This is a genomic window from Xenorhabdus eapokensis (assembly GCF_001908105.1).
The window spans coordinates 35,056-60,637 of the sequence record NZ_MKGQ01000012.1 but is presented as its reverse complement, the minus strand read 5'-3'; the positions used below and the strand labels follow the sequence as shown (position 1 = coordinate 60,637).

19 protein-coding genes are annotated in these 25,582 nt (G+C 41.2%); 9 read left to right on the top strand and 10 right to left on the bottom strand.

Annotated features, from left to right (window positions below):
• Window positions 1-117 precede the first annotated feature (117 nt).
• The 4 genes from Xedl_RS10355 to Xedl_RS10340 are packed head-to-tail and all read right to left on the bottom strand — an operon-like array spanning window position 118 to window position 4,786.
• Complete coding sequence (locus Xedl_RS10355; RefSeq protein ID WP_244149695.1) at window positions 118-2,130, bottom strand: chorismate-binding protein; 2,013 nt, start codon at window positions 2,128-2,130, stop codon at window positions 118-120.
• A gap of 47 nt (window positions 2,131-2,177) precedes the next feature.
• Window positions 2,178-2,810, bottom strand: a complete 633-nt coding sequence (locus tag Xedl_RS10350; RefSeq protein WP_074023630.1) for an isochorismatase family protein — start codon at window positions 2,808-2,810, stop codon at window positions 2,178-2,180.
• Window positions 2,811-2,834: 24 nt separating this feature from the next.
• Window positions 2,835-3,620, bottom strand: a complete 786-nt coding sequence (locus Xedl_RS10345; RefSeq protein WP_074023629.1) for a 2,3-dihydro-2,3-dihydroxybenzoate dehydrogenase — start codon at window positions 3,618-3,620, stop codon at window positions 2,835-2,837.
• Window positions 3,617-4,786 (bottom strand): 3-deoxy-7-phosphoheptulonate synthase, encoded by a 1,170-nt coding sequence (locus Xedl_RS10340; protein ID WP_074023628.1) that lies wholly within the window; start codon window positions 4,784-4,786, stop codon window positions 3,617-3,619. Before Xedl_RS10340 ends, Xedl_RS10345 begins: the two co-directional genes overlap by 4 nt.
• Before the next feature lie 526 nt (window positions 4,787-5,312).
• On the opposite strand from Xedl_RS10340, the gene Xedl_RS10335 reads away from it, so the two are divergent.
• From Xedl_RS10335 to Xedl_RS10320, 4 genes are all read left to right on the top strand, one after another.
• Window positions 5,313-7,139: a non-ribosomal peptide synthetase gene (locus Xedl_RS10335; RefSeq protein WP_074023627.1), complete on the top strand. Its 1,827-nt coding sequence runs from the start codon at window positions 5,313-5,315 to the stop codon at window positions 7,137-7,139.
• Window positions 7,129-11,505, top strand: a complete 4,377-nt coding sequence (locus Xedl_RS10330) for a non-ribosomal peptide synthetase family protein (RefSeq protein WP_244149694.1) — start codon at window positions 7,129-7,131, stop codon at window positions 11,503-11,505. The genes Xedl_RS10335 and Xedl_RS10330 overlap by 11 nt, the downstream gene beginning before the upstream one ends.
• Window positions 11,506-11,529: 24 nt before the next feature.
• Complete coding sequence (locus Xedl_RS10325) at window positions 11,530-11,919, top strand: nuclear transport factor 2 family protein (protein WP_074023625.1); 390 nt, start codon at window positions 11,530-11,532, stop codon at window positions 11,917-11,919.
• 139 nt (window positions 11,920-12,058) lie between these two features.
• On the top strand, window positions 12,059-12,529 hold the full coding sequence (locus Xedl_RS10320) for a MarR family transcriptional regulator (RefSeq protein ID WP_074023624.1): 471 nt from the start codon (window positions 12,059-12,061) through the stop codon (window positions 12,527-12,529).
• A 99-nt stretch (window positions 12,530-12,628) separates the two neighbouring features.
• On the opposite strand, the gene Xedl_RS10315 is transcribed toward Xedl_RS10320, so the two are convergent.
• Window positions 12,629-14,668: a choline transporter gene (locus Xedl_RS10315; RefSeq protein WP_074023623.1), complete on the bottom strand. Its 2,040-nt coding sequence runs from the start codon at window positions 14,666-14,668 to the stop codon at window positions 12,629-12,631.
• A 209-nt stretch (window positions 14,669-14,877) separates the two neighbouring features.
• On the opposite strand from Xedl_RS10315, the gene betI reads away from it, so the two are divergent.
• From betI to betA, 3 genes are read left to right on the top strand one after another with little or no spacing between them, the layout of a single operon-like run.
• Window positions 14,878-15,486 carry a transcriptional regulator BetI gene (betI, locus tag Xedl_RS10310; protein ID WP_074023622.1) on the top strand — a complete coding sequence of 203 codons (609 nt, stop codon included), beginning with the start codon at window positions 14,878-14,880 and terminating at the stop codon, window positions 15,484-15,486.
• Between the two features lie 24 nt (window positions 15,487-15,510).
• Window positions 15,511-16,989 carry a betaine-aldehyde dehydrogenase gene (betB, locus tag Xedl_RS10305; protein ID WP_074023621.1) on the top strand — a complete coding sequence of 493 codons (1,479 nt, stop codon included), beginning with the start codon at window positions 15,511-15,513 and terminating at the stop codon, window positions 16,987-16,989.
• Between the two features lie 27 nt (window positions 16,990-17,016).
• The gene (gene betA / locus Xedl_RS10300) at window positions 17,017-18,681 is read left to right on the top strand and encodes a choline dehydrogenase (RefSeq protein WP_074023620.1); all 1,665 of its coding nucleotides are present in this window, start codon (window positions 17,017-17,019) and stop codon (window positions 18,679-18,681) included.
• Between the two features lie 51 nt (window positions 18,682-18,732).
• Here the strand turns inward: betA and Xedl_RS39310 are convergent, their stop codons facing one another.
• Both Xedl_RS39310 and Xedl_RS10295 read right to left on the bottom strand, forming a co-directional pair.
• A complete protein-coding gene (locus Xedl_RS39310; RefSeq protein WP_422645890.1) occupies window positions 18,733-18,918 on the bottom strand; it encodes a GNAT family N-acetyltransferase in 186 nt (61 codons plus the stop codon).
• Window positions 18,919-19,214: 296 nt separating this feature from the next.
• The gene (locus Xedl_RS10295) at window positions 19,215-19,709 is read right to left on the bottom strand and encodes a hypothetical protein (RefSeq protein ID WP_074023619.1); all 495 of its coding nucleotides are present in this window, start codon (window positions 19,707-19,709) and stop codon (window positions 19,215-19,217) included.
• Window positions 19,710-19,918: 209 nt separating this feature from the next.
• Here Xedl_RS10295 and Xedl_RS10290 point away from each other — a divergent pair, with 209 nt between their 5' ends.
• Window positions 19,919-22,228, top strand: a complete 2,310-nt coding sequence (locus tag Xedl_RS10290) for a TonB-dependent hemoglobin/transferrin/lactoferrin family receptor (RefSeq protein WP_074023618.1) — start codon at window positions 19,919-19,921, stop codon at window positions 22,226-22,228.
• 131 nt (window positions 22,229-22,359) lie between these two features.
• Entirely contained in the window at window positions 22,360-22,875 is a 516-nt protein-coding gene (locus tag Xedl_RS10285; RefSeq protein WP_074023617.1) for a sigma-70 family RNA polymerase sigma factor, read from the top strand.
• Window positions 22,876-22,970: 95 nt separating this feature from the next.
• Here Xedl_RS10285 and nqrM read toward each other — a convergent pair whose 3' ends face one another.
• The 3 genes from nqrM to nqrF all read right to left on the bottom strand — a co-directional run bounded on the left by nqrM (window position 22,971) and on the right by nqrF (window position 25,581).
• Complete coding sequence (nqrM, locus tag Xedl_RS10280; protein ID WP_074023616.1) at window positions 22,971-23,195, bottom strand: (Na+)-NQR maturation NqrM; 225 nt, start codon at window positions 23,193-23,195, stop codon at window positions 22,971-22,973.
• Between the two features lie 17 nt (window positions 23,196-23,212).
• Window positions 23,213-24,190 carry an FAD:protein FMN transferase gene (locus Xedl_RS10275; RefSeq protein WP_422645889.1) on the bottom strand — a complete coding sequence of 326 codons (978 nt, stop codon included), beginning with the start codon at window positions 24,188-24,190 and terminating at the stop codon, window positions 23,213-23,215.
• Between the two features lie 164 nt (window positions 24,191-24,354).
• Window positions 24,355-25,581: an NADH:ubiquinone reductase (Na(+)-transporting) subunit F gene (gene nqrF, locus Xedl_RS10270; protein WP_074023614.1), complete on the bottom strand. Its 1,227-nt coding sequence runs from the start codon at window positions 25,579-25,581 to the stop codon at window positions 24,355-24,357.
• Between the last annotated feature and the right edge of the window lies 1 nt (window position 25,582).

Below are 25,582 nucleotides of genomic sequence, written 5' to 3'. Positions count from 1 at the left end.
ACCAACAAAAAATAAAGTACCAATCTGTTAAGCGGGACAACCAAGTGTATTTTTCAGCATGTTACATAGATTGTCCCAACAAAGATTCACGATTTTTTCTTTTAACACATTGATTTTTTAAAAAAATTCACCTTCACATCCTATAGAGTTATTAATCATCCAATTATAAATAGGAAATGCATCAATAGTTAAAAAGGATTCGTTATGAAACTGTATTGATGCCACATTATTAGATTTCAATGCAATAATTTCACTTTTACCTAATCGTTCAAGATAAACCAATCGATTATATTTTGGCGTAAACCAGTGCGGTAATTTGTGCATCGCGGCAAAACTATTATAAAACCCGACATGACAGGTTATATGCTCAATGGCTACTTTATATTGTGTTCCTTGCCGTGTTTTGGGAAGCCGTTTGATGGGCAAACCAAATTCAGCACAAATAAGTTGATGCCCCAGACAGGTTCCAATTAGTGGTAAATTCTGTTTTAAACGATTTGTAATCAATGCTCGTCCCGTTGCCATCTTGTCATGACTGACAGCGTTCGGGTCTCCTGGACCTGGACCAATAAACAGAATATCTGTTTTACCTGAATTCATTAATTGCGGCAAACGTGCCCCAGACTCAGACCATGAAACGATCGTTACATTATGCCCGATATAACGTAACTGGTAAGCAATCATCTCAGTAAATGAGTCCTCCATATCAATGAGCGTAATAGAAGGAAGAGAATTGGGCGCCAATGCTATTTTTTTAGAATTATCTAACCAGAAAGAAGAAACTTTATGATTACGCTGCTGTAATATTGCAACGATATTACTCAACACAGGTTCAGATAATTGGGTACTAATGGTTGAATTAATGTTTTTTTTCTCATCAAAAAAAGAACTCATTAAACCACTCAATTTTGCTTTGGTCTCTTCAGCTTCATTTTTCGGAGCTGAATCACGAACAATTGTTGCTCCTGATGTCAGTCGGAAATGCCCATTTTTTTTAATATCAGCCGCGCGGATTAATATAGTGGAATCCAGATAGCGTTGGTTATTCTTAACACCAATCATGCCGATAACACCACTGTAATAACCACGACCTCGCTTTTCCCTGCGCTTAATGACCTGAGACGCATTTTGCACTGGACTTCCAGTAACGGTTGGTGCAAACAACGACTCTTTCAGGATAGTTTGAATTGTTTGTGATGTTGAACCACGGATAAAATATTCCGTATGTGCAACCTGAGACATCATCTTTAATTGGGGACCAATCACCGTAATATCACTATCACATATACGGCTCATCATTTTCAGTTCTTCATCAACAACCATGAAAAGTTCATTTTGTTCCTTTTTGTCATCAACGAAGTAGTACAAAGCCTGTTCTATCTCTTTTTCTGGATATTTTAACGTGCCACTTATTGGATTCATGGTAACATCTTTACCATCCACCATAATATGTTGCTCCGGGCTGCTACCGACAAAATAGCGGTCACCGGTATAAACAATCCATGTCCAATAAGAGCCACATTCATTTATCAATAATTGATTAAATAGTGAGAGCACATCTTGCAATGAAAAATCTTCAATATCACCTTCTAAACTTCTCGATATAACGAAATTACTGCCTTCTCCGGCACTAATCTCATCATTGATCACCTGTTCTACAATCTGACTGTAATCCTCGTCTGTAACATCGAAATGTATATTAGCCGCTTTTATTGGCTTACTACCCTCAATAAATCCCCAGTTATTTATTTGATAACGAGCTTGCGTCTCGACATTCATGATAATGACCGGCTCGTTGTCGTTATGGCATGCAAATCCCTTTTCAGCAATCTGATTGAATGGAATGATAATTAATTGAGAAGCGCTTAGCTCTTCAGCCGAAGTGATATCCACTGTGCAGAAACTGTCTGATTTCAATGAAAAAGTCGGTTCTAAAGAAATTGTATCTAGGGCTGAGAGTGAATGACTGTATTCTATTTTCCCCTCAAGTAATAAAAACGAATCCTTAGCATCAGATAATGGGCGATAAATACAGGCAAAAGGTTTATTCGCCTTTATTAAACGGCTAAAGAGATTTTTCGCATCCTCTGATTGCAAATCTCCCTGTGATAATTCTTTCAACAACATCATTCCCCCTTAGAATCTGTCTTATCAGGCTTTTTAGTTTCCCTGACGTATTATTTTCTTAGATTTGCAATGATTTGTTCCGTCGATGCCACTACGGCACATATTTCTGCTGCCATCTTCAACGCCTGATGATGTTTTTCCTTTGAAAAATCCGCCACAGCATCTGAGACCAAGAAGGTTTCGATATCATGTGAATAAGCATCAATCGCGGTAGTCAGACATCCTATATGGGCATATACTCCACAAACGATCAGTTGATTGCGGTTCAAATCCCTTAAATGGTGTAGCAGATTGGATTTAAAGAATGCACTGTAACGCCACTTAGTCAGTACAGTTTCATTTTTAGTGGGTGTCAGAAGCGGAATAATTTCCCGATGTTCATCTATTGCTTGCATGCCTTCACCCCATATATTTTTTAATAATCCGCGTTGTTCTGGCGTCATACTGCCGGGCTGAGCGGTATAAAACACGGGAATATTAAAAGTTCTGGCAACACTCAATAGCATACAGGTGTTACTAATCACCCCATTTATCGGACTGGTTTCAGCCTCAAAAAAATCTACAAAGTATTTTTGCATGTCATGGATCAACAAAGCGGCGCGATGCCGATCTGGAAGCCAATTTGCTGTAGATTTGGGTAAATCAGCATCATTAGGCAATGGGTACGATAATATCTTTTCCATGTTATATCTCTTGCTGGCTATTCACTAACAGCTACCTAATGCCGCTCCGCCATCTACCAGTAAAGTCGATAACGTTGTTTGACTGGATTCTTCACTTAGATAGAAACAAACAGCGGCGGCAATTTCGTCTGGCGTAGCAATCTTGCGTAGTGGGATACCAATGCGAAATTGATCTGGATTACCGTACAATGTGTGGCTTTTATCGGCTTCATTTTCCCACATACTGCGCAGCATTGATGTATCTGTTGAGCCAGGAGCAACGACATTGCACCGGACGCCAAATGGAGCTATTTCTAACCCAAGTGCATAGGTAAAGGCTTGGGCAGCCGCTTTTGAAGCACAATATGCGGCCATCATTGCCCTGGGTACTCGTGCAGCATTTGAAGCAACAGTCACGATGCTCCCTTTTTTCTGCTCCTGCATATAACTGGCTGCGGCTTTGCTGACATTGAATACCCCCGTCGCATTAACAGCAAAGATCCGGTTCCAAGCATCAATATCGGTGTTTTCAACAGCGGCATGGTGCAATACACCAGCGCCATTCACCAAATAACCAATGGGTCCGAGTTGATTTCTGATGGCAAGGAATGCGCTGTCAACTTGTTGAGGTTCCGCAACATCCACAGGAAAACCGATAATAGATTGAGAATATTCATCGCTAAGCCTGTCCACCAGAGTTTGTAACGCCTCTGCCTGTTTATCAATAAGTGCTAAGATTATTCCCTTCGTCGCCAATCGTCTGGCGATGGCTTCACCGATACCACCACATGCGCCGGTAATCACAGCAACATATTTTTTGTCAAATGTCATAATGCCTCCTGATTAATTGCCCATTGTTTAATAAGTTCAACTGCCTGTATTTTGTTCAATCGTGGATCGCATACGATGTTCGATAATTCGGATTCTTTAGGATTGAAACCGCAACCAAAACACTCAGCGATATCTTCAGCCGTTGTTTCTAAATGAATGCCTGCACAACAAGCATGACGTTTGGCTAACTGGATTTGAAAACTAGTCACTTCATCCACCATCTCGTCAAAAATTCGTTGTTTATTTCCATTCGCTGTTTTTGTTGTATTTCCATGCATGGGATCACACATCCAAAGCACGGGGATACCTGTCTCCAATACCGCATCAACCAGAGGACCGAGTTTATGAATATGTTTATGGCCAAAACGGGTGATAAATGTCAGTCGCCCAGGGATTTTTTGGGGATTGAGTTTTTTGCACAATCCAGTGATTAAATCAGGAGAGACTTTATCGCTGATTTTGCATGCTACCGGGTTATCTATATTTGATAACATCTCAACGTGAGGGCTATTTAAATCAAGGGTACGAATGCCGATCCAAGGCCAATGGGTACTACCAAGATACCTCCGTCCATCAGGTGTGGTTCTCAACTGAGAATGTTCGTAGTCTAACAATAAGGCTTCATGGCTTGTCCAGACCTGTAAATTCATATCAGGTCTACTTCGAATGTAATCATCAATCGTAGACAGGGTTTGTGAAGCTGCGTGATAACTGATTAACATCCGTTTGGGATCATTTATTCTGGCATCTGAAACAGGTTCTGGGCTATTTATACTGTCGCCACGCCATACAGGTAACGTAGTATTGCGATATTTTTCAATTGCATTAGAGCGCGGTTTTGCATATTGACCCGCGATGCGGCCAACTGTGATCACAGGCTTATTCAGTAAAGTAGAAAAAATGTTTGATAATTCATGTAATAAATCAATTTTTGGAACAACCGATTGTTGATCACATTCGATAATTCGCTCAGCACAATCACCCATTTGAATTATTACCGCTTTGTGTAACCAAACTTTTTCCAATTGATTATAAAAATGTGTCAATTTTTTATAATTAATTAATGGTGGTAGCCCCAATAACTCTTTTTTTATGTAGGATAATGTTACCAGGTTGTTCCAAATCGGTTGCTGCCATGAAGAGCCAATAATTTCTAATGTATCCATCTGACTAATACTCCACTTCTAATGAAGGGTAAATTAATAATGCACAATCGAGAGCATATTACCTATTAATAATCAGGGTAGTTGCATGAACATGTTTAAATAAAGCAAGGGGAATAAATACGCTCTTGGCTTGTATTTAAATTAAAATGATAAATTTTTACATCAAAAGAGATACAGTTCTATATAAATAGATAGACATCGATCTCGCGCTGTTCATCATCCGTAATTTACATACATTATGTCAACTATTTAAATGAAACCATTACTCGAAATTTTAATAAGACACTGTTTTTAATGAACTTAAATTTAATGATAACAAAAATAAAAACAACATGATTTCTTTTTGTAAATCATTTGACTGATTTTAGGATTACACTGTAGACTTTGTTTCATCAGCATCTTAGGCAATAGAAATAAACAAAAATGAACGCACATTGATCAAGATCATTTTTCGAAGACTTCTTAAAAGAGTTATTTAATATATTTTCATTGTTTTAACTCATATAAATATAATGAGGTTTACTACATGATTGAAAAACAGGCTGAACAGTTTCGTACTATACCAAATATTCTTGGTGAAATAGTAAAGAAATATCCCAATAAAACTGCGTTAATATTTAACTCCGAAACATTATCATATCGTGAAGTTTGGCAACAATCAGCCCAGATAGCATTTGTTTTACAAAAAATGAAGGTAAAAAAGGGAGATAAAGTAGCAATTAAGATCACTCGCAGCTTTGAATTATATCTGGTGCTGATAGCGGTAATTCGGTTGGGGGGGGTTATTGTTCCGTTAAGTAATGTATTTAACAATAACAGCCCAGAACAGTATATAGCAGATTGCATCAAGACCGCTGACATCAGTTTACTGATTTCAGATTCTGATAACGCTGAAAGAACTAAGTTTAAAACACCGGGTTCACAAGTAAATTACTCATTTATCTCTATAGAAAACCTTTTTTCTCAAGCCCGTGATTTAGATTACATACCGACAAGATTTGAAACTATAACCGAAACGTTAGTTGCGACAGACCCAGCGATGATATTGTTGACTTCGGGTTCAACAGGAAAACCAAAGAGTGTGATTATCCGTCATTGTGGGTTAACCCGCCTGGCAATCCCTATCAGCCAGTTAGGTAATACAAACAATGACCGTTATTTACAGCTAGCAGAGCTGTCATTTGCTGCAAGTGCCAATGAAATTTGGATAAGCCTTCTGACTGGAGCCACACTCGTTGTTTATCCAAACGATGTCCCTGATTTAGCCGAAATCGATAACATTATTAGTCATCAGCATATTTCTATTCTTTTCTTATCTGGTGGTCTGTTCCGGTTATTTGTAGAAGTTTCTCCTAATACTCTACATAAACCTGATTGTGTCATCGTTTCAGGTGATTTTGTTAATCCCAGACTGTTTTCAATGGCAGCCAAGGCAGGTAAGGGGCGTATATTTAATGGTATGGGATGTACGGAAAATTCAGCTCTTACTTCTGTCTATCAGGTGTTACCAGATGAAATACTGGATGCTGATTCCCCCGTTCCTGTTGGTTACCCATTGCCTCTCGTCAATATTGTCGTGCTGAATGATAATTTAGAAATTTGTGCTCCAGATATACAGGGGGAACTTTGTATCAGTGGCGCAGGGCTTGCGGAAGGATATTCAGATCTTGAATTAACCCATGAGCGTTTTGTCTGGCTAAATCTTAATGGCAATCATGAACGCTATTACCGCACTAATGACCAAGCTAAAAGAGATAAATCCGGCAATATCACACTACTGGGGCGCAGTAACCACATGTGTAAAATCCGTGGCTTCAGGGTCGAAATCACCGGAGTGGAACATACACTACGTTCACATCCTCAAATAGAAGATGTCATTGTAACTATAGAGCAAACGGATAATGAGCCTCTATTACATGCCTGCTATCTGAGTAAGTCAGGTTCTCTATCCAACATCAATCTTCGCGAATTTATGAAGTCAAAGCTGCCGTCGTACATGGTTCCAGAACGGTTTACACATGTTAATTCTTTGCCAATGAATAAAAATGGTAAACGCGACCGAAATCAAATGGCTCAGCTTATTGTTAATGGGATGCACAAACAACGCGATGACAACATAGAATCCAAAATTCTCTCAATATGGCAAGAGATCACGGGTTATAAGAACCTTGACCCAGCAACTTCGTTTTGGGAACAGGGAGCAAATTCCCTTCACCTAATCAAATTAGCCTCTCTTGTCAGTAAGGCACTTGATATTCCTGTTTCATCTGCCGATGTGTTTTCAGTGGATAGTGTCGAAAAATTAGCAGCTCAGTTTGGGAAAGATGGTCTGGAGAGCAGCAATGGACAATGAATCATTGAACAAAGCCGTAAAGGATATATTGGATAACAAAACATATATACCCAGTACACAAGGGCAAAAAGGGTTATGGTTACTTGATCAGGTGCTGAGCCAACCCGAAAGCTACAATATTCCATTACTGATAGAAATAGAGACTCAGTTAGATCACCGTTTACTGGAAGAGGCAGTCACTCAATTTGTTGCAGTCACTCCGGTTTTACGCACACACTTTACATTTAATCAAGATCAGCTTTATCAAGTCATCGAACAACCCTATCACGTTCATATTACACGCAAAACTATCACTGAGGTGAATCACCCAGAAGCAGTTATTCAACAAATGGCGTCAAAACAATATGATTTGGCAAAAGGACCGTTATTCGATATCTGTTTGATAACAGGGGAATTACAACGGTGTTGGTTGGCGTGTTGTTTTCATCATATTATCGTTGATGCACCGTCAGTGACTATTTTTATCAAAAATATTCTCACATGTTATGCGCATTTGGCTGAAAACAGAGAGTTTCATTATCGGAAAATCAGTGCTGATTACTTGGAGTTCACCCAATGGCAAAAAGAACAATTAGCCAAACCTGAAATTTCCACCATGAAAAGCTATTGGAAGGAAGTACTTACTCCGTACCCTTCTATGATAGATCTCCCAACTGATTACTCCAGAAAAGAGTGCAAAGGAACCAAAGCAGGTTATCGTCATTTGCAACTTAGCCATGATGACACATTGCAAATATCGAAGCAGGCAAGAAATCTTGCAATGACTCCTTTCATGTATATGACGATGTGTTGGCAGTTTTTGCTGTATCGTTTATCTGGTCAAAAAGATATCACCATTGGTATCCCTTTTGCGCTACGGGATAACAGTGAATTTGAAGAAACTGTAGGATATTTGGTTAATACTTTACCGCTCAGATCTCATTTAGATTCAGGTAGTACAGTGAATCAGTTTGCAGTATCAATTCGTAACCGCTTTATTCAGGCACATTTTAATAAGCAATTACCATTTACTGACATTGTTGCAGATGCAGGCCAGAACTTTGGCTTAGATAATCCTGTTTTTCAAACATTACTTGTCAATCTTGATACTATCAATGATGCATTTCAGGATTTCCCTTACTCAATAAAGATCACTGAACAGTATATTCAATCCGCTAAATACGATTTAACCCTATTTGTCGAAACGGGTACATCTCATCGTTTAATTATGGAATTTAATGCCGAGCTATTTGAAGGCAGCACCATTCAATATTGGCTGGAGCTATACAGACAAACCGCTTTATGTATGGGTGAGTGGGGTGAAAAAACGTTAAGTGAAGTTGAAATACTCACTCAAGATGAACAGCTATCCATAGTAAATCGTTCAAGTACTCCATTCGCTGATATGAACAACCCATGTTTTATTGGTGAAATAGAGGAATATGCAAAAATTCATCCGAACAATACTGCATTAATAACACGTCACGGTCACTGGACTTATGGCTGGTTAAACCATCGCGCCAACCAGCTAGCTGAATTTATGCATACCAGTTATACCATCAGCGTTGGTTCACGAGTAGGTTTATTGCTAAACCGAAATGAAGATTCTATTGCCGCTTTGCTGGCCGTTTTGAAAACGGGGGCATCTTATGTTCCCATTGACCCAAATTATCCCCAGGAACGTATTGAATATATGCTGCAGGACGCAGCAGTGGATTGTATCGTAACCACCCGTGAGTTTGTCACAACATTATCTGCGACCATCCACAAAGTCGTGTTAGATGAAACGGTATTTATACGGGATGTTAACTGGCAATCGGTGCAACGCAAACCGGAAGATGAGTTATATGTCATTTACACTTCGGGTTCAACAGGACAACCCAAAGGGGTGCGTTTACTGAATAAGACACTGTCCAATCTTCTTACATGGCAAAAAGAGATCACTATTTGTGGTGAAGGTGATTGCACACTTCATTATATGTCTTTGTCTTTCGATGTTTCTATACAGGAAATATTTGGCACTTTATGTACTGGTGGAAAGTTATATATCGCAGATGAAGAAGAACGTAAGGATCTGCATCATTTGCAAAATGTCATTGAGTTAAACGAGATCCGCCGGGCATATTTTCCCTATGTAGCACTTCAACATTTGGCTCAATTAACCGTCACGAATAAAGCCCAACTATCAATGCTTGAGGAAGTCTACTCAACAGGTGAACAACTGGTTCTTACCGCTGACATTAAACAGATGTTTAATGCCAACCGAAGACTGATTAATCTTTATGGCCCTTCAGAAAGCCATGTTTGTTCCGCTTATGTCATGCCAACAGATATCTCTTTGTGGGGAGACAGTGCACCAATAGGGTATCCGCTCCCCGGATTTACCCTGCTTGTATTAGATGAACACAAACATATGGTTCCCGCGGGCGTCGCAGGCGAACTTTGGATTATCAGCGATTTTCTTTCCCCAGGTTATCACAATAAAGATTATGAAACTCAAGCACGATTTTTAACCGAAAACTGGCCAGGTGCACTGAGCCAACATGCTTATAAATCGGGTGATCTCATAAAACTAAAATCCAATGGTTCATTTACATACCTGGGTCGTCTGGATAATCAGTTAAAAATTCGGGGATTCCGGATTGAACCATCAGAAATAGAAGCCGTTATCAATTCATTGGATGGAGTGAAAGTCTCTGCGGTTATTGGAAAAGAAATATCAGCAGGTAACAAAATATTGGTGGCTTTTATCGTCACAATTGTGCCATTAGAACGTATTGAACTGCTGACTAGATTACGTAGCTATCTACCGGATTATATGATCCCAAATGAGTTCGTATTTTTGGCCGATCTTCCAACTACTCCTAGTGGTAAAATTGACCGAAAAGCACTACATCACATTGAAATATCTAAAATGTCGGATGATGTTGAAAAAAACAATATTGAAGAGGTTCTGACTTCAACCGAACAAACAGTCAAATTACTCTGGCAAAAAGTTTTTCCGAACCGAGTCATTAAACTAAGAGATAATTTCTTCAACATCGGAGGGCATTCACTATTAGCAACACAGTTAGTGTATTTACTACGCAAACAATTTAATGTCGATTTCCCGCTCAAATTACTATTCAATACTCCTACCTTACGCGACATGGCCGCTTCGGTTGATACCTATCTGAATAGTGATAAAAAATCAAATAATGAAATAAAAAATACATTTATTAACGATGCTTTCGTCCAACATGATTGGACGGATACACGCCAATTAACCCCATCAATAAGCAGTGATATATTACTCACAGGCGCCACCGGTTTTTTAGGTATCTATCTGCTTCGCGCTTTATTACAACAGCCAACGGGTAAAGTCATTTGTTTAGTCAGAGCTACCGATAATAGTGCGGGATTGAACCGTATCATAAAAAATGCTCATTGTTATGGTATCGATCATGACATTGATTTTTCACGTGTTGAAATTGTGGTGGGAGATATTGCTAAGGCGAAATTTGATTTAACTGAGGCAGAATATCAGTCACTCTCAGAAAGAGTCTCTAAAATATATCACGTAGCTGCTCATATTAATTTTGTTCTCCCATACAGTTCTGTTAAGGGAACGAATGTCGATGGTATCGTGGAAGTCATTGATTTTTGTTGTCACCACGAGCGTAAGAAACTGGAGTATATTTCTACTATTGCCGTATTTGCACCAGACTATCCTAAACAACCAATCACAGAAGATAGCCTTCCTGACTACCCAAATTCACTGTCTATCGGTTATACCCAAAGTAAATGGGTAGCTGAGCAATATGTACAGCAGGCCAGAGATCAAGGTGTTGATATCAATATTTATCGGATAGGACGTATATCAGGTGACAGTGTTACCGGTGCATGTCAAAAAGACGATTTTTTATGGCTACAAATGAAAAGCTTTATCCAAATGGGAATTGCACCATATCCTGAATTGCTACGTACTGATTTATTGCCGGTTGATTTCGTCAGTCAAGCCATTGTGACATTATCAACCGCTAATAAGATACATGAGCAACAAAACTTCCATTTATTTCATCCGAAAGGCACTGATTTTACCCCAGCATATCTGGCTATCAAACAAACAGGACATGACATCACAACGGTTCCTGAATCAGCATGGTTAGAAAAACTCGAACACATGGTTGTCAATGGTGATGATGTGGCTCTGGGTTCACTGATCCACCTTTTTAAAGAAGATGCTCTGAATATTGGTCATAGCACCTATAACAACCAAAGCACACACGAGGCCATTAACGCCTTGGGTCTCGATTTTCCAGATATTAATGTAAAAACTTTCTCAAAATTAATCTCTTATTTTATGGATAAAGCAAGCATACCGTCATATAAACCTGAAAGTAAGTAACCCGTAAAACACTAAGGAGAAATAATGTTTAAAGTTGTGTTCGATAAATATATAGAAGCTGTTTTGGAAAAGTCACCAACAAAACTTGCGGCTCTATTTTGTGACGATGGTATCCTGAGGTTACCATTTCGTACCAGTCGCGATACCATTGAGAGCCAGTCACAAATACTTGAGCATTATTCAGCAAGTTTTGGTCAGGCGCCTCTGATTTTTACTTCTGTTCAGGATGTAGAACTGTACCCTACAGATAATCCTGATATTTTTATCGTTGAATATCGCTTGAATGGTAAGACGTTGCCACATAAGAAAGATTTCTATTGCTTATATGTTAATGTGTTTAAATTGAACAAGGGTAAGATTAAAGAATTGAATGACTATGAGGACGTTCTTAACCGAGCAGCTATTTTCTCTTGATTTTGACTGTCCATAATCGTAAATAAGTGGATATTTACGAGCCTGCCCCATAAAAATCATTTTTCGTTATAAAATTTTATTTATGGGACAGGCGATTAGCTCGGTTTCTTATTCAACATTCAGGTTATAAAGAGTCCACATGAAAACAGATAATCAAGATATTTATGATACTACCGTAACACCTTTTGAAGATGCATTGAGTAGGCTTCAGTGCGTTCTTGTTGCGAGAAGAACCATTACAAATCCTGAGGGTATTTCATGGGCGCAATATGATATTTTATATTTACTTCGACAATATCAACCGATGAATCCTACGGTGATTGGCGAAAAGCTCGGTTTTACTCGCTCTAAAATATCTAAGATTCTGAGATTGCTAAAAGATAAAGAACTTATTAAACAAGAAGCAGGGGAAAACGATAAACGCGAGCTGGTCACCAAATTGAGCCCAAAAGGGCTAAAGTTTTTGCAGCGAGCCGAATCCAGCAGACATAACATGGCTGATATTGTGGCGTCTAATATGTCCCAGGGCGAAATCGCTATATTTACAGAACTTTGCCATCGTGCTGCAGATCTTTTATATGCACAAACACCCGTTCGTGATGAAGATTAAACATTAAGAAGAGAAAATCACGTTTCACAGAAACTGGCTTGAAACGTGATATCGGTTAAATCACTTTACGAAAGCGACGTTTATTTCATTGTTTGTTGATTACCCACTAGGAAAAATCAATGTCTGCCCCGGCGCCTCTCGGTTTAAGTGAATAAAATTCAGATGCTTTTCATAGTGATCAAGAATATCGCTAATGATTTGCTCTTTCGTATAGTCCATCAAATCATTGCCCTGCGTTCCTTCCATAAGAAAAGTTTCTAATCGGTAATAGTAAGATTTGCCCGATCTCGCTCGATAGGTAAATCCAGGTACAGAATAACGTTGTGGCCAGATTTGATAGATAAAATTCTGTTCATCACCTAAATCAACAATCAACTCCAGTGGATTCAGTCGCTTGTTTCCTTTGGCTGGCAGTGCATTAAACTGCACTTTCGCACCACGCACCACCAACTCTTTAGCCACTTCCAGCATAGCCGGACGACACACCATATCCAGCATTCGCTGAGTGTTCTTCGTACCAGGAAAATGCATCATACGGCTCAAACGCTGCTTCCAGTTCAATGAACCATTGTCATGAATAAGCGTGGGGGATGTATTGTGCAACGAACTGGCTTTGCGGAAATCTTCCACCCGCAAAGACTTATATAGCCCCGCCATAACAAAGAAGATCACAAAACTAAAAGGGAGCCCCATGATGACCGTGGTATTTTGCAAAGCAGAAATGCCATCAGTCATGAGTATGCCTAACGTTAATACACCAATTGCCACAGACCAAAAAACACGCAACCAATTCGGTGCATCATTATTAATATCACTCAGATTAGAGGTGAAATTGCCTAACACTAACGAGCCAGAATCCGCCGATGTGACATAAAACAGTAATCCGGTAATGGTAGCCACAGAAGCACTAAATGTGAATGCCGGATAAAGTGACAGCAAATTATAAAAACCTCGTTCTGGGTGTTGTAGCACTGTCTCCGCTAATTGGCGATTACCATGAAGAATTTCATACAACGCACTGTTACCAAAAATCGATAGCCACAACAGTGTAAAAACAAATGGAATGACTAATGTTCCCATAACAAATTGACGAATAGTTCTGCCACGAGAAATGCGCGCCAAGAATAATCCGACAAACGGCGACCAGGCCACCCACCATGCCCAGAAAAACAGTGTCCAGTTATTCATCCATTCAGTTGGACGTTCAAATGCAAAACTGTTCAGCGTCATGCCCATAAAACGGCTGATATAATCCCCGATATTCTGCACTAATCCGTTAAGCAAGAATTCCGTATCGCCCATAAACAACATGAACAAAACCAAGCCTAGCGCCAGCAGGACATTTAATTCAGACAAAAATCGAATGCCTCTGTTTACGCCAGAAGTCACAGAGATAATGGCTATCACCACAGATAATAATATCAAGCCTCCCTGAACCCCCAATCCTTGTGGTAATCCGAAAAGGACTTTCAATCCATAATTCAACTGTACAACGCCAATTCCCAATGTCGTTGCAATACCAAAAATTGTCCCTATTACCGCCGCAATATCGACCATATGACCGATTGAGCCTTGAATGCGGTTACCGAAAATAGGATAAAGGGCGGAGCGGATAGTCAGAGGTAAGTTATAACGATAACTAAAATATCCCAGTGCAATTCCCATCAAGGCGTACATCGACCAGCCCGTCAGGCCATAATGGAACAGTGTCCACACCATCGCCTGACGAGCTGCTTCAATGGTTTCCCCCTGACCCGTTGGCGGTCGCATATATTGCGTGACAGGCTCAGCCACCGAAAAAAACATCAAATCAATGCCGATCCCAGCGGCAAACAGCATTGCTGCCCAACTCAGCAAACTGAATTCCGGCTTAGATTGCTCCGGTCCCAATTTGATTGAACCAAAACGGGAGGCTGCAACAAAAACAACAAACACAATGTAAAGTGTCGCGGCCAGTAAATAATACCAACCGAACGTTTTAGACACCCAATTCAGTGTATTTTTTATCCAAACACTGGTTGCCTCTGTGAAAAAAATAGTGAACAGAGAAAATGCAATAATCAGTCCGGCAGAAGTAAAAAAAACGACAGAATTCAGCGTATCTTTCTGGGTATTTTTTGGACTGTCTTGTGTATTCATAGGCAGTTCCTGAAATTAATAGCATTAAAACACATGAAAAACATAAACTACATAACCAATTGAATTAGATGAAAAATTTAAACCATATTAAATAAAACCCCGCCTTTTTTGTAAAATTATTGTGATAAAACATATTTAATTTTGATTGAACATTCAATTAAAAAAAAGTTTAATACTGTCCGAATAATTGATTTGCTGAGCATAAAATCATGCCAAAAATTGGAATGCAGTCGATAAGAAAACAACAACTCATTGATGCAACATTAATCGTTGTGAATGAAGTTGGAATGCAGGAAGCGACTATTGCACAAATAGCCCGAAAAGCAGGGGTTTCCAACGGTATTATCAGCCACTATTTCAAGGATAAAGACGGCCTGTTGGAAGCCACTATGCGTTATCTATTACATCAGCTAAAAATGGCTGTAGCACGCCGATTATGCCTGCTCGATAACGCAACGCCCACGCAAAGGTTGAAAGCCATTGTCGAAGGGAATTTTGATCCCAGCCAGATCAACAGCGCTGCAATGAAAACCTGGTTAGCATTCTGGGCGAGTAGCATGCACCAACCAAATTTGTATCGGTTACAACAAATCAATGAACGCCGTTTGTATTCCAATCTTTGTGTTGAATTTAAGCATGCCATGCCAAAAGCAGAAGCACGGCTGGCTGCACAAGGCCTTGCGGCGTTGATTGACGGCATTTGGCTGCGAAGTGCATTAAGCAGGAAGCCTTTCGATATGGCAGGAGCATTCAAAATTACGATCGATTACATCGAACAGAAACTCGAAGCATCTGATAAGCCCCGATTTATCACCTAATAGATAGACTCTTAAGGAGAATCTATGACCCATTTTGGATTACAAAAACTTTATATCCACGGTGCTTATGTAGATAGCACCAATCCTGATAATACAATTTTTGACGCCATTAACCCAGCTAGTGGCGAAGTTATTGCTCAATTTCAGTCTGCCACAGAACAAGATGTTAATTTAGCAGTTGAAAGCGCCCAAAAAGGACAGAAAATCTGGGCAGCCATGACTGCGGTGGAACGTTCACGGATCTTACACAAGGCGGTAAATATCTTGCGTGAACGCAATGATGAACTGGCTGAATTGGAAACACTGGATACCGGCAAACCCCTTTCTGAAACCCAACAGGTTGATATCGTCACGGGTGCCGATGTGCTGGAATACTATGCTGGCTTAATTCCAGCCCTTGAAGGCCAACAGATCCCATTACGTGAATCTTCTTTCGTGTATACACGCCGTGAACCATTGGGGATCGTAGCGGGCATCGGCGCATGGAACTACCCTATCCAAATTGCCCTCTGGAAATCAGCCCCCGCTCTGGCTGCCGGCAATGCTATGATCTTCAAACCCAGTGAAGTCACTTCTCTCACTGCCTTAAAGTTAGCTGAAATCTATACCGCAGCCGGTTTGCCAAATGGTGTTTTCAATGTTTTGACTGGCGCCGGCCATGAGGTCGGGCATTATCTGACTGTTCACCCTAAAATCGCCAAAATGTCTTTTACTGGCGGTATCGTGACAGGCAAAAAGGTTATGGCAAATGCTTCAGCTTCCACCCTAAAAGAAGTCACGATGGAATTAGGTGGCAAGTCTCCGCTGATCATTTTTGCTGATGCCGATTTGGATCGTGCTGCGGATATTGCCATGATGGCAAATTTTTTCAGTTCAGGTCAGGTTTGTACGAACGGAACACGCGTCTTTGTCCCCAAGGCATTGCTCTCACAATTTGAAGCAAAAATTCTTGAACGTGTTAAGCGTATTCGCATTGGTTCACCTCTCGATCCCAACACTAACTTTGGCCCTCTGGTAAGCTTCCCACATATGGAATCTGTTTTACGCTATATCGAAAGCGGCAAAAACAGTCATGCCCGTCTGCTTTGTGGCGGCAAGCGCCTGCTGGAAGGCGAACTGGCGAAAGGTGCATTTGTTGCGCCAACAGTATTCAGTGATTGTACTGATGATATGTTGATTACACAGGAAGAAATTTTTGGACCCGTGATGTCTATCCTGACTTATGAAACGGAAGATGAAGTCATTAACCGAGCCAATAACACACATTATGGCCTGGGTGCCGGCTTAGTCACCAAAGATCTTTCCCGCGCACATCGCGTGATCCACCAACTAGAAGCAGGGATCTGTTGGATCAATACCTGGGGAGAATCTCCGGCAGCTATGCCTGTCGGCGGTTATAAACATTCTGGCATCGGCCGAGAAAATGGGCTGATCACACTACAAAATTACACTCAAACCAAATCAATCCAGGTGGAATTAGGCAACTTTGCCTCCCTATTTTAATCCACGCCTGAAACAGAGGAGATAACAATGGTTTTTGATTACATTATTATCGGTGCTGGTTCAGCGGGTAACGTGCTTGCAACTCGTTTAACGGAAGATGCCAACGTCACTGTTCTGCTGCTGGAAGCAGGCGGGCCGGATTACCGATTCGACTTCCGTACTCAAATGCCAGCGGCGCTGGCATATCCCTTGCAAGGAACCCGTTATAACTGGGCTTATGAAACCGATCCCGAACCTCATATGAATAACCGGCGTATGGAGTGCGGGCGTGGTAAGGGGCTGGGTGGATCATCACTTATCAATGGCATGTGCTACATCCGTGGTAATGCGCTGGATTTTGATCATTGGGCAACACAACCAGGGCTGGAAGACTGGACTTATCTTGATTGCCTTCCCTACTTTCGCAAAGCTGAGTCAAGGGATATTGGCGAAAATGATTATCATGGTGCAGACGGGCCTGTCAGTGTCACAACACCCAAGGCAGGAAACAATGAACTCTTTCACGCGATGGTAGAAGCCGGTATTCAGGCGGGTTATCCACGTACTGACGATCTGAATGGCTATCAGCAAGAAGGCTTTGGGCCAATGGATCGCACCGTCACCCCGCAAGGACGCCGCTCCAGCACAGCCCGTGGCTACCTGGATCAAGCTCGTTCACGCGCCAATCTCACTATCATGACTCATGCGTTAACTAATACCCTCGTATTCGAAGGAAAGACAGCCGTTGGCGTCAATTTTTATCACGGCAATAGCGCAACTTTAACTCAGGCGAAAGCGCGTAAAGAAATTTTACTCTGCGCCGGTGCGATCGCATCTCCACAAATTTTGCAACGCTCAGGTATTGGCCCCGAAGAAATATTAAATGAGCTTGGTATTCCTGCGGTGCATCTATTGCCGGGCGTTGGGCAAAACTTACAAGATCACCTTGAAATGTACTTGCAGTATGAATGCCTCAAACCCATTTCCCTCTATCCCGCATTGAAATGGTATAACCAACCTCAAATTGGTGCTGAATGGCTATTCAAAGGAACAGGTATTGGTGCCAGCAATCAATTTGAAGCGGGTGGCTTTATTCGTACCGACGAAAAATTTGCCTGGCCAAATATTCAATTTCATTTCCTGCCTGTTGCCATTAATTACAATGGTAGTCATGCCGTCAATCAACATGGTTTTCAGGCTCATGTAGGCTCTATGCGTTCCCCAAGCCGTGGTCGGGTAAAAATTAAATCGCGAGACCCACGTCAGCATCCGAGTATTTTATTCAACTACATGTCAACAGAACAAGATTGGCAGGAGTTCCGGGCTGCTATTCGCATTACGCGGGAAATCATGGCGCAACCTGCGCTGGCGCCATATTGCGGGCGTGAAATCAGCCCAGGTGTTGAAATTCAAACCGATGAACAGCTAGATGCCTTTATTCGTGAACATGCTGAAACAGCATTTCACCCATCATGCAGTTGTAAAATGGGCACAGATGAAATGGCGGTCGTGGATGGTCAAGGACGTGTACATGGCATTGAAAATTTGCGGGTGATTGATGCCTCGATGATGCCAACAATTATTACCGGTAATTTAAATGCCACGACCATTATGATGGCTGAAAAAATTGCCGATAAAATCAGGGGAATTTCTCCTCTGCCCCGCAGTCAGGCGACATATTATGTCGCCAATGATGTACCTGTCCGGCAATGAATAAAAAACAGTTGATCAATCAATTTATTCTTATAAAGACTGAATAAATCACTAATACGGGAAATTGAGATGTTCAAGCAATATTATTTGAACACTCACCTTTCCCGTATTTACATTACGAATAGTAATAATTATTTTGAGCATGTTATTATCTTTCGGGATCGCCCGTAATACCCCTATTGGTTCTTCACCATCAAATACCACCACATGCAAAGCAATATCATCATATTCATCAATATCAATCTCTGCATCAAACCCCTACTCATCCGTAAATACTTGTTTACGAATGGCAAATGCTTGCTGAATTAATTCGGGATTCTGTCTTCCTATGCTATATTTTATTTCCATTATTATATCCTGATTATCATTTACAAAGCCCACCCATAACCTACTTTTAAATAGATAAGTAAGTCAAGACAGAATAAGAAATCAAGGCTGGATTTAAGTTGCAAATAATTAGGGTGATCATTGTTAGATCACCCTTATGATGTAATCCACTTTATACTAAACACATCTTGAATTCAGAAGATAAATTAATTTTCTTCTTTTTTATCATTGTCATTTTTAAGATCATTACTTTTAAGATGATTAATTAAGTCATCTGCCTTTTTATTAGCTTCAGACTTTATTTCTTCCGTTTTCGACTTCATGGCATCTGAAAGCTGATCGAGTTTATCATTGGCCTGATGCTGGAGATCATCTGTTTTCGCTTTCATCGCCTCCATTACATCACTCGCTGTTTTAGTCGCTTGATTCTGTATATCCGTTACCTTTGATTTCATTTGTTCAGCCGACTTATCAATCAGACTATGGCCTTCACGCAAAGCGTTTTCCTTTATCTCCTGTACTTTATCTTTTGCATTATCCGTTACACCCGTGGCCGTTTGTTCAGCTTCAGTTTTCGTTTGCACTGCGCTTTCTTCAGTTTGCTGTACCGGATCTTTCGCTTTTTTAGATGCATCATCACAGCCAGCGATCAAGGCTACGATACCTGCCAAGATCAGAGAACCAAGAATCTTTTTCTTCATTGACGAACCCCTTGTACTTAATGAAATTGAACTTAAATTTCAATGCTAAAAATCTCACCCTCTATGGGATAAGCCTCATCATCGTATGGTATGCTTGCCAAAATCCACAGGTAAATAAAAATAATTCTCATTTTTATTTACCTTTTTTGATTTCTCAGGTGACTTATTACATTGAATAATATTTCACTCGATCATATTCCAGGGAATTTATGGCAAATAATAGTCAAAAATTAGAAAAACGCCCAATCGCTACCATAATTCATAAAATTTTAACAGGTACATTTTCAGGGGCATTAATATTGGGAACGGCATTCTCCAGTGCGGTTTACGCCACCGAAGATCCCAAAGAGCAAAAATCTGAAAAGAAAAATGAGGTGATAAAATTACCCACACTTTCTGTTGTTGAGAGCTTACACAATAGCACCAGTGCAGGAAGTTCAGTACTCAAAAAGGAGGATATTGACCGAACCCAGGCCGACAATATTGCTCAGTTACTTGACCAGCTTCCTGGTGTTTTAATGTCTGGCTCTCCGCGTCCCGGCGGGCAAACGCTGAATATCTGGGGCATGGGTGACCAGGAAGATATCAAAATCACACTGGACGATGCGCCAAAAGGGTTTGAAAAATATCGTCAGGGTTCCGTCTTTATCGAGCCTGAGTTAATCAAACGTGTAGAAGTTGATAAAGGGCCACACAATTTACTCAACGGTAATGGTGGATTTGGTGGTTCGGTCAAACTTGTGACAAAAGACGCGAACGATTTGTTGCGCCCTGATGAAGACTGGGGAGCTTTTGTCAAACAAAGCTACCACACGAATGACAGGCAGTGGATCAATAGTGGTGCCATATACGGCAGAGATCCCAACGGTTTTGCTGATGGATTGCTCTATGTGAGCAAGCGAGATGGGCACAATGTTAAACGCCCTGATGGTACACGTTTTGAGTTTTCACAAAACAACCAAACATCTTATTTATTGAAAACCAACTTTTATCCCAGTGATGCTCATACAGTAAGCTTGTCTGCCATGCGATCTGAATCGGATGGCTGGCAACCTTGGGCGGCCAAACGAGATAAAATGAATGTGCCTTCGGCCTACGATATAGAAACATATGGTTGGGATGGTGCATGGAAGAGAAAACTCGTTTTTCGTAATCAGATTGATCAAAACTACACTGCCAAATGGAATATCGCTCCAGAGGACAATCCTTGGCTGAACCTGACGATGATTTACACTTATTCAAAAACTAAGCAAAATGACCATCGCCCAAAAAATGTCACAGCTAATTACAGCTTTTCCATGGGAAACAAAAGCTGGGTTGATTACACCGATAATCTGGTTGATATCAACAATAAAAGCGTATTCTCAACAGGTATGATTGAACACGAATTACTGGTGGGAACCCGTTGGCATAAAAACGAACGCAACGTGCTGATGTTCGATAAAAGCAAAATAAAGTATAAAAACTATAACTATGGTTATTATCAGCCAGGCTATATGCCTGCTGGCGATCAATTAGCTTACAGCTTCTATATTCAAGATTCCCTGAAAATAGGCAACGTCACCGTCACACCGGGTGTTCGCTATGATCATGTTAAAAATAGGGGTAGAGAAAATAACGCCCCGATATATAACGATAAATCGCCAGAAATCAATCATGACTATAACAGTGTAACCTATACGGGCTGGTCACCCCATTTAGGCATTCTGTGGCAAGCCAATAAAAACCTTTCATTGTTTGCTGATGTCAGCCGTACATGGCGTGCACCAGTAGTTGATGAACAATATGAGGTACAAGGGATCGGTAGTCTTAGAGGCTCAAGCCGTAATCTCGATGTTGAGAGAATGACAGGGATACGCCTTGGTGCAATTCTCGACTTCAATAATGTGGTATTTGAAGAAGATAGCCTACAAATCCGTACCACCTTATTCCGCAACCGTGGTAAAGATGAGATCTTTAAAAAACGTGGAGTTTATTGTAAAGCCCAAGCTGATGGCTTAATACCGTACTACGACTGTGAAAAACCACAAGCTAACTATCGCAACCTGTCAGGATATACCATCGAGGGGCTGGAAATAGAAACCTTCTATGACAGCCGCACACTCTTCGGAAAATTATCTTTCTCTACCATACGTGGCCAGCGTGATACTTCTATGCGCGATCCATGGTCAGAGCATAAAACCTGGCTGGTGGAAATACCACCAACTTCTGCACATGCCATGTTAGGGTTCAAGATCCCACAATGGCAGATGGCAATGGGATGGAAAGGTGACTTTATCCGTAAACAAGATCGTTCACCAGCAGATAAAGAGCCATCGGTTAAAAATTGGTCACTACCAAAGAGCAGTGGTTATGCCTTGCACGGTCTGTTTGCAAGCTGGCGCCCTGATTTTATCAAAGGATTTGAAGCACGAGTCACTATCGATAACCTGTTCAACCGTGATTATTCTCCGTACTTAGGGGAAGCAGTTTCAGGTATTGGCCGGAATTATAAATTCAGCATTTCACAGCAATTCTAACTGACACTTAACCCTCCAATACCTAACCCTCTTACCTTAAGAGGGTTAGGTTTCCAAACGCTGCATTGACTTCCGCTTATCAAATACAAATAATAACTATTATCAGTTATATACTATCAGGCAATATCATTATGGCGGTGCAAAAAAGCACATTTGGACACAATCAAATTACCCAGAAACTCTACGCCGATTACCATCACTGGTTATGCAACTGGATCAGACAAAACAGTGCTTATCCCAATCAGGCTGAAGATCTCGTTCATGAGGTTTTCATCAAACTGATGCAATCTTCGGATCTTGAAAAGATCCGCCAGCCAAGAGCTTTTTTAATGACAATAACGCGCAGAACGCTCTCCAATTACTGGCGCAGAAAAAAACTGGAAGATCATTATCTGGAATATGTCAGTGAACAGTCTGAAATCTCAGCAAATTCTGCTGAAAATCAACTAATGCTGTTAGAACAGTTAGAAAAGATAGATGAAACTCTGGATGAACTTCCGGCAAAAGTCCGGCAGACATTTCTGCTCATTCAATTCCAGGGCTTGCGTTACAAAGAAGTTGCGGAAAATTTGGGTATCTCAATAAGCTCAGTGAAAAATTATTTGCATCAAGCCCATAGGGAATGTCACCTTTTTAATGCGCATTGAACAGCCACATCCCTGAACAAACAACAAAAACCCCGCTGTTTATCTGGCAGCAGGGTATTTGTTCTAACAGCAAATGTGCCTGACGGTAAGAAATATCAAAGAATACGATGCTTCTCTAACTGTGCTTGACGGGCAGTTTCCCTCGCCATGCGTTTTTTACGGGCATCACACGGTTCAGGACAATCGCAAACTTTTTCCACACCGATGCTTCCCAAGCCACCACAGCTTCCTTGAATGCTCTTGCGCTTAAAAATATAGCCTAACGCCATGCCTGCAAAAGCCAGCAAGAAAAAGATAAAAGTAGCAATAAAGACTTCCATCACCTTCCTCCCCTTTCTTATTTTTTCTGTAAATAAGCCTTAAAGGCAGTATTGTAGCGCTCTTCAAAACCGTCTTTGGTTTTAACAATCATAAAGACTGGAATATTCAGCTTCTCAGCTACTTCCATACCTTTCTCTGGCCCCAATACATCTAACCCTGTAGAAAAGCCATCGGCACTCATACACGTCGGTGCTATCACGGTAATTGAAACCAAATGGTGCGTTATCGGCCTGCCGGTTTGCGGATTAATGGTGTGAGAATAGCGCACGCCATTCTGTTCAAAATAGTTGCGATAATCACCTGAAGTTGCCACAGACATATTACCCGGTTCAATGATCTCCTGAGCATTTTGTGCCATGCCACTGTCCGATGGTTTTTCAATCGCTATCCGCCACGGGTTTCCTTTACCATTGTTGCCCGATGTGCGAACTTCCCCTCCAATATCAACCATGTAATTTTTAATGTGCTGAGATTCCAGATACTCAGCAACAACATCCACACCATAACCTTTGGCGATGGAAGAGAGGTCAACATACAATTCGGGGATGGATTTAATCAGATTATTGCCTTCGACAGATAAGTTATCGATTCCCGTCCAGGCACGGCGAATTTTTAATTCTTCATCCGTCGGCGCTTTGGTAATGCGCCCTTCTGGCCCAAATCCCCACAGATTTACCAGTGGGCCAACCGTAACATCCAGTGCGCCTTCTGTCAGCTTATTGATCCGAATAGATTCTTTGACCACTTTCGCCGTCGCGGCAGAGACAGGAAAAGGCTTGTTCACTTCACGGCTTTGATTAAAACGACTCAATTCAGAATTTGGCCGATAAGTGGACATCTGATCGTTGACTTCTTCCAGCAGACGATCAATCTCTTTTTGCAAGTTTTCTGGGGTAGGGGCAGATGAGCCAGCAACATATTTAACGGAGTAATAAGTCCCCATCGTCTGCCCATTCAGGTTTTGCTGTTCAGAGCCACCACATGCCACCAGCATTATGGTCGCAAACAACAATGCTCCCCAGTTGATCATTTTTTTATTCAGCATAACTTACTCTTTCTGACTTATTTTGGCTTTTTCTGAATCGTCAGCGCCCACAAAATGTGGGCGCTTGTCGTTACATCATGTTAGCGGCAACCCGAAATTTATTGGGTATACCATCAGCCACCGAAATCATCCAACATGATGTTTTCATCTTCTACGCCGAGGTCTTTCAACATCTTAATCACCGCAGCGTTCATGACGGGAGGCCCACACATATAGAATTCACAGTCTTCGGGGGCCGGATGATCTTTCAGATAATTTTCATACAAAACATTGTGGATAAAGCCTGTATAGCCATCCCAATTATCTTCCGGCAGAGCATCTGACAGTGCCACATGCCATGTGAAATTCTCATTTTCTGCGGCCAGTTGGTCAAAATCTTCGGTATAGAACATTTCACGCTTAGAGCGCGCACCATACCAGAAAGAGATCTTACGTTTAGAGCTTAATCGCTTAAGCTGGTCGAAGATATGAGAACGCATTGGCGCCATACCAGCACCACCACCAATGAAGATCATTTCTGCATCAGTGTCTTTCGCGAAGAATTCCCCAAACGGACCAGAAATCGTTACCTTATCACCTGATTTCAGCGACCAAATATAAGAAGACATGATACCCGGAGCAACATCTGGATTTCTTGGTGGGGGCGTTGCAATACGCACATTCAGCATGATAATGCCATGCTCTTCTGGGTAGTTCGCCATTGAATACGCACGAACCGTCGGCTCTTTGACTTCAGAGACATAACGGAACAGATTAAATTTATCCCAATCTTCGCGATATTCTTGTGGAACATCATAATCAGCATAACGGGCAACATGGGGAGGGCATTCAATCTGAATGTAACCACCAGCACGGAATGGCACCACTTCCCCATCGGGAATTTTCAGCTTCAATTCTTTAATGAAAGTGGCTTTGTTATCGTTAGAGATAACTTCACATTCCCACTTTTTGACACCAAAAATTTCCTCTGGCAGTTCGATTTTCAGGTCTTGTTTAACATTGACCTGACATGCCAATCGGCAGCCCTCTCTGGCTTCACGTTTGTTGATGTGGGAAAGTTCCGTTGGCAGGATATCACCACCACCTTCCTTAATTTTCACCCGGCACTGACCACAAGAGCCACCACCACCACACGCAGAGGAAACGAAAATCCCCTGGTTGGATAGCATACTCAACAACTTGTCACCAGCGGGAGCAGAGAAACTTTTATCCTCATCGCCATTGATTTCAACTTTGATATCCCCGGTGTTCACTAACTTAGATTTTGCGAACAAAATCATTGCGGTTAGTGCCAACACAATCAGGGTAAACATGACTACACCTAGAATAATTATATCCATG